Here is a 13,548-nt window from a genome sequence, read left to right as displayed (position 1 = left end):
GCCTCTAGCTCAGTTGGCAGAGCATCGGACTTTTAATCCGCGGGTCGTGGGTTCGAGCCCCACGGGGCCCACCGCAGGGTGAGCGCGGCGGCATCTGTCTCAGGATTCGCCGTCGTGCTCGCCCGCCAGCAGTTCCGCGCGGATGTCGGCCACGCCACTGGGCAGCGTCTCGCCTTCGAGTTCGAACGTCGGGGCTTTCGGGGTACCGCCGATCGCGCACACCGCGACGCTGTCCTGGCCGTCCAGCGTCTTGGGGATGACGACGAACCAGAGGGACTTCTCCGCAAGCCACTCGGTGGTCGCCATGTCGGCGTAGTAGGTCGCGTCCGGTGCCAGGCTGCGTGTCTTCTCGGTGCAGAGCTTCACGAGCTGGGGACCGGAGAATTCCGAGGCGGCCTCCGTCGGGTCCGGGGTCGGCGCGGAGGTCTCAGACGGTGTGGGAGTGGGCGACGTGGGCGCAGAGGTCGACGACGTCGACGGCGACGGGCTCGGAGCCGGCTCGGGGGCGCAGGCCGCGAGCAGAACGAGCATCGGCAGGAGGACGAGAGCAGGACGAACGCGCATGTCTGGATGCTACTGCCGCCGCAGCGGATTCTGAGGGGAGCGCTCCGGAGACGACGGCTTCTCCTGTATCACCGGCTCCTCGCAGTGGCCACCCCCTTCCCACATCCGGGTGCCCTGGGAGAGGGTCTACTCGTCCGCTCCCCGCGGACGACCCTCCACGAAAGGACGACGAACCATGACTCTCACCGGCAACCGAGTGGCATTCCTGGCGACGGACGGATTCGAGGACAGCGAGCTCACCAGCCCCTGGGATGCGGTGACCGCCGAGGGCGCGAGCGCGACGCTGATCGCCCCGGACGGCGCCGCGATCACCGGGAAGAACGGTCACGAGCAGGCCGTGGATCTCCTCGCCTCCGACGCCGCGGCCGACCAGTTCGACGCGCTCGTGCTTCCCGGCGGCGTCGTGAACGCCGACCATCTGCGCCTCGACAAGCCGTCGATCGCCCTGGCGCGGGCCTTCTTCGAGCAGCACAAGCCGGTGGGCGTGATCTGCCACGGCGCCTGGATCCTCATCGAGGCCGGTGTCGTGGACGGGCGGACGCTCACCAGCTACCCGAGCCTGACGACAGACCTCCGCAATGCCGGGGCGACCTGGGTCGACGAGGAGGTCGTCGTGGACGAGGGCCTCGTCTCCAGCCGCACGCCCGACGACCTGCCCGCCTTCAACGCGAAGCTCGTCGAGGAGATCGGCGAGGGCAAGCACTCCAGGCAGACCGCCTGAGCGGTGGTGTCAGGCCCGCGCCCGGTGCCGTCGGACGGCCGCGCGGTTCGCACAGCGCACGGAGCAGAAGCGCTGGCGGCCGTTGCGGGTCACATCCGCGACGACGTTCGTGCACGGCGCGGCCTGACATCTCCCGAGCCTGCTCATCCCGCGGGTCACGAGGTGCAGCGAGGTGCCGAGGCTGATGATCGCCCGCAGCACGTACGGCAGTGACGGCACGTCGTCGCGGTAGTGCAGGTGCCAGCCCTCCCCGTCGTGGTTCGTGAGCCGCGGGTAGGCGGCCGCGGCCGCGAGCTGGGCGTTCAGCAGCAGAGCCCGGGCGTCGGGGTCAGACTCGTCGACGATCGTGAGCCAGTCGTCGATGACCGCCCTGATCTTCTCGTGGTCGTCGGCAGCCGGCGGGAAGGTCTGCGTCATGCCCAACTCGAGGGTGCGCTCCGCGATCCCGGCACGGTCGGACGGCCAGTCGTTCGCGAGGGAGGCGGCCAGGAGCACCGCATATTCTCCGTAAGGGTTGAGATGCATAAGACCATTACACCACGCTGGATGCATGACCTCGCAGAACACCCTCCCGATCCCCCGCGTCCGGCCCGACACAGAGACCCACGAGCACGCGTGGCTCGTCGAATCCCGGCATCCGACCAGTGAGGGCGTCGTCCTCTACGTGCGCTGCGGGGGATGCGGCACCCGTCGCGTCGACCTGCAGTCGCACCCGCACACGCCGCCGACCGCGCTGAGCACGGAGACCGGCGGGGTCCAGGGCTGAGCCTCAAGCCTCGACGATCTCGCCGTTCCGCGGAATCCACCAGGCGCCATCGCGTCGGCCGAAGGCGATCGGGATGCCACGGGCCTCGCGAGCGAGCGAGTCGGACACCTGAACATGCAGGTGCGGTTCCGTGCTGTTGCCCGAGTTCCCGCACTCCCCCAGCTGTTCGCCGATCGCGACGCTCTGACCTCTGCGCACCCGGACGCTCCCCTTCCGCAGATGTGCGAGAAGCACAAGGGCGTCGCCCACGCGAACCGCCACGTGATTTCCCGCGATCGCCGGAGCACCCCCGCGAATGCGCGATGGCTGAGTGAGCGCGTACGCGATCAGCGACAGCGGTGACCGTCGCGCGACGTGGTCGCTCTCGCCGTCGTGGACGGCCACGACCTCGCCCGCCGCGGGGCTGAGGATCGGGCGGCCGAACCCGGCGAAGGTGTCCGGGTCCTCCGTGCCGATCAGACTCGCGACGGTGCGCGGGGCGCTGCGCCCGTCCGGCCCGACGGGCACGAAGTCGATCGCGTGCGACGTGCCGAACAGGTCGGTGCCGTGGCTGGGAATGCGGGATGCCGGACTGTTCTGAACCAGCCACCGTCCGGTGAACGGCAGGGCCAGCTCGACGGCATCCGGCGGGGTCACGCCGTCAGCTCGATGAGTGTGCGCGTCGTCCGGAGGTTGCGCGCGGTCCCGGCCACTCCCAGCGCACGGTCCAACACCGCCTTCGTGAGTTTCGTGGAGTGCACGCCGCCACTCCCGTAGTCGATCCACAGGTCGTTGCCGATCAGCGCGATGCGCTCCTCCGGCAGACGTCGCTCCTCCAGCGCCTCGACCGCCCCTGCCGAGGGCGATCCCTCGAGGAACATCGCGTGCACGAACTTCACGTCACCCTCGGGGAACGGCTGAGCGGACTCCGACGCGACCAGCTGCGCGTGTGTCCGGTGGATGACCGGGGTGTCGACCCCGAACTCCTCGTGGATCGCGACGCGCACGGCGGAGCATGCGGCATCCGGGTTCTTCGGCGTCGCGCAGACGATGTTGCCGCTCGCGATGTAGGTCGACACGTCGGCGAGATCGGTCTCGGTCGCCAGCACCTCTCGCAACCGTGCCATCGGCACGCTGTTGCGCCCGCTGACGTTCACAGCCCGGAGCAGCAGGACGCTGCGGCTCACGCGTCGGTGCTCTCGACCAGTTCCGCCCCCGCATGCACGAGTTCTGCGAGGGCCGCTTCGCTCGGCTCCGATGCCACCCCGGCGATGAGGTCGGTCAGGATGCGGACGTGGACGCCGTGGGCGATCGCGTCGAGCGCGGACGCCCGCACGCAGTGATCGGTCGCGATCCCGACCACGTCGGCACTGAGCACACCCGCAGCAGCGAGGAGCGCGCCGACGGTCTCACCCGCCTCCGTCTCCCCCTCGAACATCGAGTAGGCCGGCTTGCCCTGCCCTTTGCGGACGTGGTGCGTCACGGCATCCGTCACCAGGAGCGGGTCGTACTCCGCACCGTCGGTACCCGCGACGCAGTGCACCGGCCACGAGTCGACGTAGTCGGGCGTCTCCGCGAAGTGTCCGCCGTTGTCGCCCTCCGCGTCATGCCAGTCTCGGGAGGCGATGATCACCCCGTAGTCGGAGGAATGCGCGGCGAGGAAGCTCGTGACGGCGGCGGCCACCGCATCACCACCCGCGACGGCGAGTGCGCCGCCTTCCGTGAAATCGTTCTGCACATCGACGATGAGAAGCGCTCTGCTCATGATTCGAGGGTACGCCGCGAGAACGGGAAAGGCCCCGTGGTGTTTTCACATCACGGGGCCTTCGGAGCCGCCTGTCAGAATCGAACTGACGACCTTCTCATTACGAGTGAGATGCTCTGCCGACTGAGCTAAGGCGGCGTGCGACGCGTGAGCGGCACGATCACCGATATTACCCTGTCTCGTGCTCGCTCGCGAATCGAGCCCGCCTCACTCGCAGCGCAGGCCGTCTTCGGGCACCACGTCGTCGAGCAGGAACGCCTCGACGGCGTCGTCCACGCAGACGTTGCCCTTGTTGTAACCGGTGTGGCCCTCGCCGACGCGGGTGATGAGGACGCCTTCTTCGAGCTGGTCGGCGAGCGACTCGGACCACTCGTACGGCGTCGCCGGATCGTTCGTCGTGCCGATCACGAGGATGGGGCCCGCACCCTCGGCCGTGATCTCGCCGCGCGTGCCGGTGGGCGGGTACGGCCAGACCTCGCACGAATCGGGTCCGGTCCAATAGGGGGCGATCGTCGGCGCCCCCTCCGCGATCTTGGCCTCGATCGCGGCTTCGGCGGCCGGATCGTCTTCGACCGGATAGTCCATGCAGTTGTATGCCCGGAAGGCCTCGGTGGAGTTGTCGGTGTAGACCCCGTCATCGCCGCGCTTGTTGTAGTAGTCGGCGAGCAGGAAGGCCGTGGTCGGGTCGCCCTGCAGCGCCTCCTCGAGCGCCTGGGTGAGGATGTCCCAGCTGTCCTGCGAGTACAGCGCGGCGATGATCGCCGTCAGTAGCGAGTCCGCACCCATCATGCGTCCGTCGCCGTTCTCGAGCGGCGTGCGGTCGACGCTCGCCAGCAGCGCCCCGAGGTCGGCCATCGCCTCATCCACGGTGCCGTTGAAGGGACAGTTTCCCGAGTCGAGGCAGTTCTGCATGTACGCGCGCAGCGCCGACTCGAAGCCCAGAGCCTGAGTCGCGCCCACCTCGAGCCCCGGAACGGCGGGATCGATGGCACCGTCGAGCACCAATCGTCCGGCCTTCTCGGGGTAGAGCTTGGCGTAGGTCGCCCCGAGGAACGTGCCATACGAGTACCCGAGATAGTTGAGCTGCTTGTCGCCCAGCACGGCGCGGATCAGGTCCATGTCGCGGGCGGAGTTGACCGTCGTGATGTGCGGCAGGATGCCATCGCTGTTCGCCTCGCATGCTTCGGCAAACGACTTGTGCGCGTCGAGCAGCTCGGCCTCCCACTCCGCGGTGCCACGGGCAGCGGACGGGATACCGTAGAGGTAGTCGTCCATCTGCGGCGCGTCGTAGCAGGTCACCGCGGTCGAGCCCCCGACTCCGCGCGGATCGAAGCCGATCACGTCGTAGTTCTCGATGAGATCGGGCCCGACGGCGAAGTCGAGGCTGCTCTGGACGAGCTCCACACCGCTCGAGCCGGGACCGCCCGGGTTCGTGAGCAGGGAGCCGACGGGGGTCCCCTGCGCGCGATGCCGGATCACCGACAGGCTGATGTCACCGGCTCCCGGGTTCTCCCAGTCGAGGGGCGCCGTCACATCGGTGCAGTCGAAGCCGGGGCCGCAGTCCGTCCACTCCAGCTCCTGCGAATAGAACGGCAGCAGGTCTTCGGCGACCCCGTCGGTGTCGGGGACGATCGTCGACGCCGGGCGCGAGGACTGCTCGGGGATCATCGCGTAGAGACAGCCTGAGAGCGCGACGGATGCCGCGGCGAGGCCGGCGATGACCGCGGCGGCGCGACGGAAGCGGGAAGTCGATCGGTTGTTCACGGTTTCCTCCCGCTCGTGATCGTCACGAGCAAGCTCTCGAGTGCGAGCAGCGGAGCGACGTTGCGCTCCAGCGACAGCCGCGTCTCGGCAAGGTGGTCAAGTACGACAAGGGTACGGGCCTCGGACCAGGCCGCGGCGAGGCCTTCCAGCTCGGGGCGCAGCTCGCTGTTGATGAGATCGTCGCCGCGGCCGAACTGCAGCATGATCACGTCGCGGAACAGCGACTGCAGGTCGGTGAGCACGCGATCGATGCCGTCACGCAGGCTGCGCGTGGCACGCTTCTTCTGATCGTCTTCGAGAGCCGAGAGCTGCGTGCGCAAAGCCGGCGGCACGGCCTGACCCTCGGCGATTCCGATCGTGCGCAGGAGCGAAGCCCGCTCCTGCGCGTCGCGCTCTGCCGTGAGGGCCTTCGCGTCTTCGGTCGCGGCCTGGATGATTCGTCCCGCCACATCGACCGCATCGCCGACGCCGCGGACCCCGATGACCGACCGGAGGGTCTCGTCGCGCCGACGCCGAGCCGCGTCGTCGGTGGCGAGACGCTGCGCCATGCCGATGTGGCGCTGCGCATGCCGCGCGGCCTGCTCGGCGACAGCCTCATCGGCCCCCGTGCGCAGGGTGATGAGCCGGGCCACGTCAGCCACATCCGGCTCACGCAGTCGCAGCGAGCGGACCCGGGAGCGGATCGTCGGCAAAAGGTCGGCCTCGCTGGGCGCGCACAGGATCCACACCGTCTGCTCGGGCGGCTCCTCGAGTGCTTTCAGCAGCACATTGGAGGTGCGTTCGACCATGCGATCGGCGTCTTCGACGACGATCACGCGATACCGACCGGCGGAGGGTGCGAAGTACGAGCGCTCCACGAGAGCGCGGGCCTCGGCGATCGTGATGATCACCTTGTCGGTCCGGAGCGCCGTGACGTCGGGGTGGGTGCCCGCGAAGACCTGCCGCATCACGGCCTCGTCTTCGGGGTGGTCGGCGACCAGCGCGGCCGCGAACGCGTACGCGAGAGTCGAGCGGCCGGATCCGGGCGGGCCGGTGATCAGCCAGGCGTGCGAGAGAGCAGCCGGATCGGATGCAGCCGCACGCAGAGTGTCGACGGCGGCATCCTGCCCCCACACATCCGCCCACGGGAAAGGAGCAGGATCGGTGCGGGGCATGCACTCAGCCTAATCGCGACCACCGACGCCGACGGCATGGGCGTCGCTCGCGCAGGTCAGCCGAGCAGGGCGCCGACCCGCGCACGGATCTGCTCGGCGATCGCCGTCGGTGCTGCGGCGGCGTCGAGCACGAGGAACCTGTCCGGCTCGGCCGCCGCGAGGGCGAGGTACGCGTCGCGGACGCGCCCGTGGAACTCCGCCTGTTCCGCTTCCAGGCGGTCGAACGGCTTGTCGGCGGAGTCGAGGCGGGTGCGCGCCGCTGCAGGGTCGAGGTCGAGCAGCACCGTCAGGTCGGGCAGTGCGCCTTCGGCCGCCCACAGCGAGAGGTCGCGGATCTCGGTCGCATCGAGCACACGGCCGGCGCCCTGGTACGCCACGGACGAGTCGAGGTAGCGATCCTGCAGCACCACCTCACCACGGTCGAGCGAGGGTCGCACGACGGTCGCGACGTGGTGCGCTCGGTCGGCCGCATACAGCAGCGCCTCGGCCCGCGGCGCGATGTCACCGCGATGATGCAGCACGATGTCGCGGATGAGCTGCCCGACCTCGGAGCCACCGGGTTCGCGCGTGCGCACGACCGCTCGCCCGGTACCCTCGAGCCACTCCGCGAGCAGATTCGACTGCGTGGTCTTGCCGGAGCCGTCTCCGCCTTCGAGCGTGATCCACGCCCCGTGACCTGAGGTCACGAGTCTGCCTTCTCCGCGGCCTTCGCGGCGGCGTTCGCGGCACGAGTGGCCGCAGCCTTCTTCGCCGCAGCCGACCGTGCGGCCGACGTCGCCGCTGTCGCCTTCTTCGCCGGGGCCTTCTTCGCGGCCGTCGACTTAGCCGCGGTCTTCGCGGCAGGCTTCTTGGCGGCGGGCTTCTTGGCGGGTGCCTTCTTGGCCGGTGCCTTCTTGGCCGCTCCGCGCTTGGGAGCCGGGCCCTTCGCACGCTTGTCGGCGAGCATCTGCACGGCGATCTCGAACGTGATGTCTTCGACGGTCTGCCCGCGCGGAATCGTGACGTTCGTCTCACCGTCGGTCACGTAGGCGCCGAAGCGGCCGTCGCGAATGCGGATCGGCTTGCCGCTGACGGGGTCGGCCTCGAACTCGGCGAGTGCGCTGGATGCACGACGACCGGCACCGTACTTCGGCTGGGAGTAGATCTCCAGCGCCTGCTCGAGCGTGACGTCGAAAATCTGCGACTCGCTCTCGAGCGACCGCGAGTCGGTGCCCTTCTTCAAGTACGGACCGAAGCGGCCGTTCTGCGCCGTGATCTCGTCGCCCGATTCGGGGTCGACGCCCACCACACGCGGCAGGCTCAGGAGCTGCAGAGCGGTGTCGAGCTCGATCGTGTCGACCGACATCGAGCGGAACAGCGATGCGGTGCGCGGCTTCGGGGCCGTCTCCTTCTTCGCTCCACGCTTCGGCTTCGGGGCCTCGACGACCTCGCCGGTCGTCTCGTCGACCGCCGCGTCCTCGGACACCGGGTCGTTCTCCTGCACGTACGGACCGAACCGGCCGTCCTTGACGACGACGATCTTGCCGTTCTCCGGGTTCTCACCGAGCACGCGGTCGCCCGCGACGGGAGCGTCGATGAGCTCCTGCGCCTTCTCGGCGGTCAGCTCGTCGGGTGCGAGGTCTTCCGGCACGTTGACGATGCGCGGCTTGGCGTCGGGGTTCTCCGGGTCGGCGACCTCGAGGTACGGACCGTACTTGCCGAAGCGCAGCGTGGCGGTGTCGGTGATGGGGGTGGAGTTGAGGGCCCGCGCGTCGATCTCGCCGAGGTTGTCGACGACCTGGCGGAGGCCCACGTGCGAATCGGAGCCGAAGTAGAACGACTTGAGCCATTCCACGCGGTTCTGCTCGCCGCGGGCGATCGTGTCGAGGTCGTCCTCGAGCGCCGCGGTGAAGTCGTAGTCGACCAGCTCGGCGAAGTGCTCCTCGAGCAGCCGGACCACGCTGAACGCGAGCCAGGTCGGCACGAGCGCCTGTCCGCGCTTGACCGCGTAGCCGCGGTCGAGGATGGTCTCGGGGATCGACGCGAACGTCGAGGGACGGCCGATGCCCTTCTCTTCGAGCACCTTCACGAGCGAGGCTTCGGTGTAGCGCGGCTTCGGCGTGGTCCGGTGCCCCTTGGCCTCGGCATCCGACACCGCGAGCTGATCTCCGACAGCGACGGCAGGCAGCGACTGATTCTCGGCGGCATCCGCGTCACCGCGCTTCTCGTCGCGACCCTCTTCGTACGCCTCCAGGAAGCCCTTGAAGGTGTAGACGGTTCCGGAGGCCGTGAACTCGGCCTTCTTGCCCGCGGCGTCGACGGCGATCGTGACCGTGGTGGTCTCGTACTTCGCGTCGGACATCTGGCTGGCGACCGTGCGCTTCCAGATGAGGTCGTAGAGGCGCTGCTCGTCGCGGTCGAGCTCGGACGAGAGAGAGGCGGGCGTGCGGAAGGTGTCGCCCGAGGGACGGATCGCCTCGTGGGCCTCCTGCGCATTCTTGCTCTTGGACTTGTATACGCGCGGCTTCAGCGGCACCGCGGCGTCGCCGTAGAGGGCCACCGCCTGGCTCCGCGCCGCCTGCACCGCCTGGGTGCTCAGCGACGTGGAGTCGGTACGCATATAGGTGATGTAGCCCTTTTCGTACAGCCGCTGGGCCACACCCATCGCCTGCTTGGCGCCCATCGAGAGCTTGCGCCCCGCCTCCTGCTGCATCGTCGAGGTGGTGAACGGCGCATACGGGCTGCGTGTGCCCGGCTTGGCTTCGACCTTGGTGACGCTGCCGGCGCCGGCGGCGTCGACCGCCTCGGCGAGCGCGGCGGCGGTGGCCTCATCGAGGATGACGACGGCCTTCTTGAGCTTTCCGCTGTCGTCGAAGTCCGTGCCGCGGGCGAGCTGGCCGCCGTCGACGCGCACGAGGCGGATCTTGAACGACGTGCCGGTCGCGGCGGCCTGAGCATCGACGTCCCAGTACTCGGCCGAGGTGAACGCCATGCGCTCACGCTCACGGTCGACGATGAGGCGGGTCGCGGCCGACTGCACGCGTCCGGCCGAGATGCCGGTCTTGACCTTGTACCAGAGGACAGGCGAGACGTCCCAGCCGTACAGACGGTCGAGGATGCGGCGGGTCTCCTGTGCGTCGACGAGGTCGTGGTCGAGCTCACGCGTGTTGCCGACGGCCGCCTGGATCGCGTCCTTGGTGATCTCGTGGAACACCATGCGCTTGACGGGGACCTTGGGCTTGAGCGTCTCGAGCAGGTGCCAGGCGATCGCCTCGCCTTCGCGGTCCTCATCAGTGGCGAGCAGGAGCTCGTCGGCGCTCTTCAGCGCGCGCTTGAGTTCGGCGACCGTCTTGGTCTTCCGATCGGAGACGACGTAGTACGGGTCGAACCCGTTGTCGATGTCGATGGAGTACTTCCCGTAGGCCTGCTTGTCGGCAGCCGGGATGTCCTTCTTGTCAGCGAGGTCGCGGATGTGGCCGACGGAGCTGAGTACCTCATAGCCGTCGCCGAGGTATCCCTGAATAGACCGCATCTTCGTCGGGGACTCGACGATGACGAGCTTCTTGCCTTCAGCCAAGGGTGCGTCCTTTCTTCGAAGCACACCATACACACCACTGTGTTGGGGTCGTTCACAGTGAGCGAGGTCGCGCTGCCGTCGCTATCCCTCGGGTGGCCCGGCACGGGCTCGGGAGACGGCTGCGAGTCCAGCGTACGCCGCCTGCACCTCCACGGTCGCCACGAAGCCGTCGAGAGCGCAGCCCGTGAGCACCGCGCCCGCCGCCTCAGCGACCCGCCCGGCGAGCGCGCACGGCTCCGCTGCGGTCGGCACGGCCCCGCTCGCAGCATCGGCTGCGGCGAGTGCCGCGGCATCGGCGGCACCGGCCGCGCGCTGTGCCGTCACCGACGCTCCGCCGACCGCGGCGAGCCCGAGCGACAGCGCGGCCGCGACCACCAGGACCCCCGCCGCAACCGCCGTGCCCGCCATCAGCGGCCTCCGTCGAGCGCGCAGCTCGACGCCCGCAGCGGCAGCCGCACCAGCGAGCCGATCGAGGCCTCGAACGTTGCCGTGACGCACACGAGGTCACCCGAGTGCGAAGACGAGATCCCTGCGCCGGGGACGGCCGCGCCCACCACGCGCTGCGCGGCGTCCGCCCCCTCGCCGCGGCCGAGGAGACGGGCCGCATCCGCCGAGGCGTCCTGCAGCGCCACCTGACGTGACGCTGCGCCGAGCGCGCCGGCACCGAGCAGGAGCGCCAGCACCACGGCGGGCAGCCCGAGAGCGAGTTCTGCGGCGACGGAGCCTCGCTCCCCCACCCCGCCGCGACCGGCGCCGCTCCTGCGGACGCGCATCACGACACGGTGAGGGCTCGCCGGACAAGATCCGTCAGGATGCCGCGAACCTCGTCAGATCGCATGATGACGACCAGGAGCCCTGCGAACGCCACGGCAGCCATCGTGGTGATCGCGTATTCGGCGGTGGCCGCGCCGGTGTCATCGCCGAACAGCGCAGCCGCACGGCGCCGGTCGAGTCGGGGGATCTGGATCATGGTGTACCTCTTTCTCTGTGATGCCTTCGCATCGGTTGGTCGGTCTCCGCAGGTTGCTGGGCACTCGCTCACAGGGGCAGCGGTGTCGAGGCCAGGACGCTGAGCAGCATCGGCGCCACGCCGAGCAGGAGGAATGCGGGCAGGGTGCACACGCCGAGGGGGATGAGCAGTCGCGTCGAGAGCTTCGCCGCGCGCAAGCGGCCGTTCACGCGCGCGGCATGCCGATCCTGCGCTGCGGAGGCTCGAAGGAGCTCCGCAGCGGGCACGCCGGCTGCACGGGACAGCTCCAGCACAGACCGGATGCTCTCCTCGGTCCCTCCGCCGGCCGAGCTCTCGGCGACGAGGCGGAGTGCGCGGTCGATCGAAGCGCCCCCGGAGAGTGCGACGGCCACGAGTTCCGCCCGCATGCCCGGCGTGCCCGGCGCAGGCGCGGCGCGACGAAGCAGCCGCCGCGTCCACAGTCGCGCCGCGAGCACGAGCAGCAGACCCGCGACCACGCAGGCGGCACCGAGCGGATTGCCGACGATGACGCCGATGGTGTCGAAGCCGAGCGCGAAGCCGAGAAGGAGTCCGGCGAGCGGCATCCACAGCAGCAGACGCGCCGTTCCCGCGGGCTCTGCGAGTGCGATGCGCACGTCGTCGGCGGCGGACGCGGCGTCGCGCAGAGATTCGGCGATGATCCTGAGCACCTCCGCAAGCGGTGCGCCGACGGTGGTGGCGATCTCCCACGCAGCCGCGAGGTCTACCCAGGCCCCGCCCTCTGCCTCGATGGCGTCGAGGAGGGGAACGCCTCCTTCGACCCGTTCGGTCACGGCCAGCGCGTGCGGATCACCGATGTCGGCGAGGTGCCGCCAGGCGACGACCGGCACCGCTCCCGCCTGCAGCAGGACGGCCAGGGTCTGCACCGAGGTCGCGGCATCGCTCGCCCCCGCCCCACTCGCAGGGGGCGCAGGACGACGCCGGATCACCACGGCGTCACCTCCTCGATGTCCAGCCGGTCGCCCATCATCACGAGCCGGCCGGCCTGGCGGATCCGACGGATGCCCCCGGGCGCGCGGTCGAGATGCAGCACCACGGTGAACGCGCTCACCGCCTGCCGCGCGAGGGCGACCGCGTCCATTCCCGCCAGCGCGCCGAGGGCCTCGAGCCGGGCCGGCACGTCGCGGAGCCCGCTGGCGTGCATCGTGCCGGCGCCGCCGTCGTGTCCTGTGTTGAGCGCGGTGAGCAGCTCTCGGACCTCTTCCCCGCGGCATTCGCCCACCACCAGACGGTCCGGCCGCATCCGCAGCGACTCGCGCACCAACCGAGCGAGCGTGATCCCTCCCGCTCCCTCGACATTCGCCTGACGCGCCTCGAGTGCGACGTGATGCGGGTGGCGCGGACGGAGCTCTGCGACATCTTCGATCGTGACGATGCGCTCGGTCGCCGGGACCTCGGAAAGCAACGCGGACAGGAGCGTCGTCTTGCCCGTTCCGGTGCCACCGGTGATGAGGATGTTGGCCCGCTCGGCCACCAGGCCGAGGAGCCAGGCCTGCTGGCGTGCGCCGAAGGATCCGAGCGCGGCAAGCGCCTCGAGGTCGGCCGCCCGCACTCGAGGGATGCGAATGGAGAGTGCGGTGCCCGTCGTCGCGATCGGAGCGAGGACGGCATGCACCCGGATGCCGGAATCGAGACGGACGTCGACGCACGGAGCCTGGTCGTCGAGATGGCGCCCGCCCAGGCCGACGAGGGCGACGGCGAGGTCGCGGACCTCCCGCTCCGATGCCCGCCATCCGCTCACCGGATCGGCACCGCTGCCCCGGTCGACGAACAGACCCGCCGGGCCGTTGACGAAGACATCGGTCACAGCGTCGTCGACGTGCGCGAGGAGCGGACCGAAGGCGGGGTCAAGGCGCAGCGGCTCGCCAGCGGCATCCGTCGCACCGCTGACAGGTGCCGCGCCGCGGGGCTGGATGACGAAGGAATCGGGCATACCGCGAAGGTAGGCGGCACGAACGGCCCGGGTGATCGGATACGCCACCGAGGCTCAGGCGCTGTGCACAAGCCCCACGGTCGCCGGCCGGTGCAGGAGACGGACAGGCCCCGCCGCCGAAACCGGGAGCGCTCCCAACGGAATGGGCGGCATCTCACGGGGGGAATGAGATGCCGCCCACGGCGATACCCGATTGGGGGAAACGGGCACGCCAAGGCCGGAATGAGATTTCGGCTGTCGTCGAGTGTACGCAAGGCAACCGTCCTGACAAAACCCGTACGACTACCGACTTTCGGCAGTATGCGATGCGTGGCCGCGCGGATAGATTCGCCCTGAC

Annotated in this window: 16 protein-coding genes and 2 tRNA genes; 3 read left to right on the top strand and 15 right to left on the bottom strand. The window is 69.7% G+C overall.

Going from position 1 to position 13,548, the window contains the following annotated elements; genetic code table 11:
* A tRNA-Lys gene (locus HCX50_RS17740) sits at positions 1-71 on the top strand.
* A gap of 28 nt (positions 72-99) precedes the next feature.
* Here the strand turns inward: HCX50_RS17740 and HCX50_RS17735 are convergent.
* Positions 100-564: a hypothetical protein gene (locus tag HCX50_RS17735; RefSeq protein WP_029262789.1), complete on the bottom strand. Its 465-nt coding sequence runs from the start codon at positions 562-564 to the stop codon at positions 100-102.
* 175 nt (positions 565-739) lie between these two features.
* Between HCX50_RS17735 and HCX50_RS17730 the strand changes: the two genes are divergently transcribed.
* Positions 740-1,285: a type 1 glutamine amidotransferase domain-containing protein gene (locus HCX50_RS17730; protein WP_167635241.1), complete on the top strand. Its 546-nt coding sequence runs from the start codon at positions 740-742 to the stop codon at positions 1,283-1,285.
* Between the two features lie 9 nt (positions 1,286-1,294).
* Here the strand turns inward: HCX50_RS17730 and HCX50_RS17725 are convergent, their stop codons facing one another.
* Positions 1,295-1,810: a CGNR zinc finger domain-containing protein gene (locus tag HCX50_RS17725; protein ID WP_091028871.1), complete on the bottom strand. Its 516-nt coding sequence runs from the start codon at positions 1,808-1,810 to the stop codon at positions 1,295-1,297.
* A 25-nt stretch (positions 1,811-1,835) separates the two neighbouring features.
* Between HCX50_RS17725 and HCX50_RS17720 the strand changes: the two genes are divergently transcribed.
* Positions 1,836-2,051: a hypothetical protein gene (locus tag HCX50_RS17720; RefSeq protein ID WP_167635240.1), complete on the top strand. Its 216-nt coding sequence runs from the start codon at positions 1,836-1,838 to the stop codon at positions 2,049-2,051.
* A gap of 3 nt (positions 2,052-2,054) precedes the next feature.
* Here HCX50_RS17720 and HCX50_RS17715 read toward each other — a convergent pair whose 3' ends face one another.
* From HCX50_RS17715 to HCX50_RS17655, 13 genes are all read right to left on the bottom strand, one after another.
* A complete protein-coding gene (locus HCX50_RS17715; RefSeq protein ID WP_167635239.1) occupies positions 2,055-2,687 on the bottom strand; it encodes a peptidoglycan DD-metalloendopeptidase family protein in 633 nt (210 codons plus the stop codon).
* Complete coding sequence (locus HCX50_RS17710; protein WP_167635238.1) at positions 2,684-3,217, bottom strand: DUF1697 domain-containing protein; 534 nt, start codon at positions 3,215-3,217, stop codon at positions 2,684-2,686. The genes HCX50_RS17715 and HCX50_RS17710 overlap by 4 nt, the downstream gene beginning before the upstream one ends.
* Complete coding sequence (locus HCX50_RS17705) at positions 3,214-3,795, bottom strand: isochorismatase family protein (protein ID WP_167635237.1); 582 nt, start codon at positions 3,793-3,795, stop codon at positions 3,214-3,216. The genes HCX50_RS17710 and HCX50_RS17705 overlap by 4 nt, the downstream gene beginning before the upstream one ends.
* Before the next feature lie 65 nt (positions 3,796-3,860).
* Positions 3,861-3,933, bottom strand: a tRNA-Thr gene (locus HCX50_RS17700).
* Between the two features lie 69 nt (positions 3,934-4,002).
* Entirely contained in the window at positions 4,003-5,559 is a 1,557-nt protein-coding gene (locus HCX50_RS17695) for an alpha/beta fold hydrolase (protein WP_167635236.1), read from the bottom strand.
* A complete protein-coding gene (locus tag HCX50_RS17690; protein WP_167635235.1) occupies positions 5,556-6,713 on the bottom strand; it encodes a DNA polymerase III subunit delta' in 1,158 nt (385 codons plus the stop codon). The genes HCX50_RS17695 and HCX50_RS17690 overlap by 4 nt, the downstream gene beginning before the upstream one ends.
* A 56-nt stretch (positions 6,714-6,769) precedes the next feature.
* Positions 6,770-7,399, bottom strand: coding sequence for a dTMP kinase (tmk, locus tag HCX50_RS17685; RefSeq protein WP_091028849.1), 630 nt, complete (start codon positions 7,397-7,399; stop codon positions 6,770-6,772).
* Positions 7,396-10,269, bottom strand: a complete 2,874-nt coding sequence (gene topA, locus HCX50_RS17680; protein WP_167635234.1) for a type I DNA topoisomerase — start codon at positions 10,267-10,269, stop codon at positions 7,396-7,398. Before topA ends, tmk begins: the two co-directional genes overlap by 4 nt.
* 81 nt (positions 10,270-10,350) lie before the next feature.
* Positions 10,351-10,677, bottom strand: a complete 327-nt coding sequence (locus HCX50_RS17675) for a helicase (RefSeq protein WP_091028842.1) — start codon at positions 10,675-10,677, stop codon at positions 10,351-10,353.
* Complete coding sequence (locus HCX50_RS17670) at positions 10,677-11,042, bottom strand: TadE family type IV pilus minor pilin (RefSeq protein ID WP_167635233.1); 366 nt, start codon at positions 11,040-11,042, stop codon at positions 10,677-10,679. Before HCX50_RS17670 ends, HCX50_RS17675 begins: the two co-directional genes overlap by 1 nt.
* Positions 11,042-11,239 carry a DUF4244 domain-containing protein gene (locus HCX50_RS17665; protein WP_091028836.1) on the bottom strand — a complete coding sequence of 66 codons (198 nt, stop codon included), beginning with the start codon at positions 11,237-11,239 and terminating at the stop codon, positions 11,042-11,044. The genes HCX50_RS17670 and HCX50_RS17665 overlap by 1 nt, the downstream gene beginning before the upstream one ends.
* 68 nt (positions 11,240-11,307) lie before the next feature.
* The gene (locus tag HCX50_RS17660) at positions 11,308-12,210 is read right to left on the bottom strand and encodes a type II secretion system F family protein (protein ID WP_208617604.1); all 903 of its coding nucleotides are present in this window, start codon (positions 12,208-12,210) and stop codon (positions 11,308-11,310) included.
* Positions 12,204-13,211, bottom strand: a complete 1,008-nt coding sequence (locus tag HCX50_RS17655) for a TadA family conjugal transfer-associated ATPase (RefSeq protein WP_167635232.1) — start codon at positions 13,209-13,211, stop codon at positions 12,204-12,206. Before HCX50_RS17655 ends, HCX50_RS17660 begins: the two co-directional genes overlap by 7 nt.
* Positions 13,212-13,548: the final 337 nt, after the last annotated feature.

The organism is Microbacterium sp. B19(2022) (genome assembly GCF_012030385.1).
GTDB lineage: Bacteria > Actinomycetota > Actinomycetes > Actinomycetales > Microbacteriaceae > Microbacterium > Microbacterium oxydans_B.
This window is presented reverse-complemented; position numbering and strand designations above follow the sequence as displayed.

What these genes read in the sequence shown, in the direction of transcription:
- HCX50_RS17670 (WP_167635233.1), bottom strand. Translation starts at nt 11,042, where the DNA reads ATGCGCGTCCGCAGGAGCGGCGCCGGTCGCGGCGGGGTGGGGGAGCGA.
- HCX50_RS17705 (WP_167635237.1), bottom strand. Translation starts at nt 3,795, where the DNA reads ATGAGCAGAGCGCTTCTCATCGTCGATGTGCAGAACGATTTCACGGAA.
- HCX50_RS17735 (WP_029262789.1), bottom strand. Translation starts at nt 564, where the DNA reads ATGCGCGTTCGTCCTGCTCTCGTCCTCCTGCCGATGCTCGTTCTGCTC.
- HCX50_RS17690 (WP_167635235.1), bottom strand. Translation starts at nt 6,713, where the DNA reads ATGCCCCGCACCGATCCTGCTCCTTTCCCGTGGGCGGATGTGTGGGGG.
- HCX50_RS17725 (WP_091028871.1), bottom strand. Translation starts at nt 1,810, where the DNA reads ATGCATCTCAACCCTTACGGAGAATATGCGGTGCTCCTGGCCGCCTCC.
- HCX50_RS17655 (WP_167635232.1), bottom strand. Translation starts at nt 13,211, where the DNA reads ATGCCCGATTCCTTCGTCATCCAGCCCCGCGGCGCGGCACCTGTCAGC.
- HCX50_RS17720 (WP_167635240.1), top strand. Translation starts at nt 1,836, where the DNA reads ATGACCTCGCAGAACACCCTCCCGATCCCCCGCGTCCGGCCCGACACA.
- HCX50_RS17730 (WP_167635241.1), top strand. Translation starts at nt 740, where the DNA reads ATGACTCTCACCGGCAACCGAGTGGCATTCCTGGCGACGGACGGATTC.
- HCX50_RS17675 (WP_091028842.1), bottom strand. Translation starts at nt 10,677, where the DNA reads ATGGCGGGCACGGCGGTTGCGGCGGGGGTCCTGGTGGTCGCGGCCGCG.
- HCX50_RS17665 (WP_091028836.1), bottom strand. Translation starts at nt 11,239, where the DNA reads ATGATCCAGATCCCCCGACTCGACCGGCGCCGTGCGGCTGCGCTGTTC.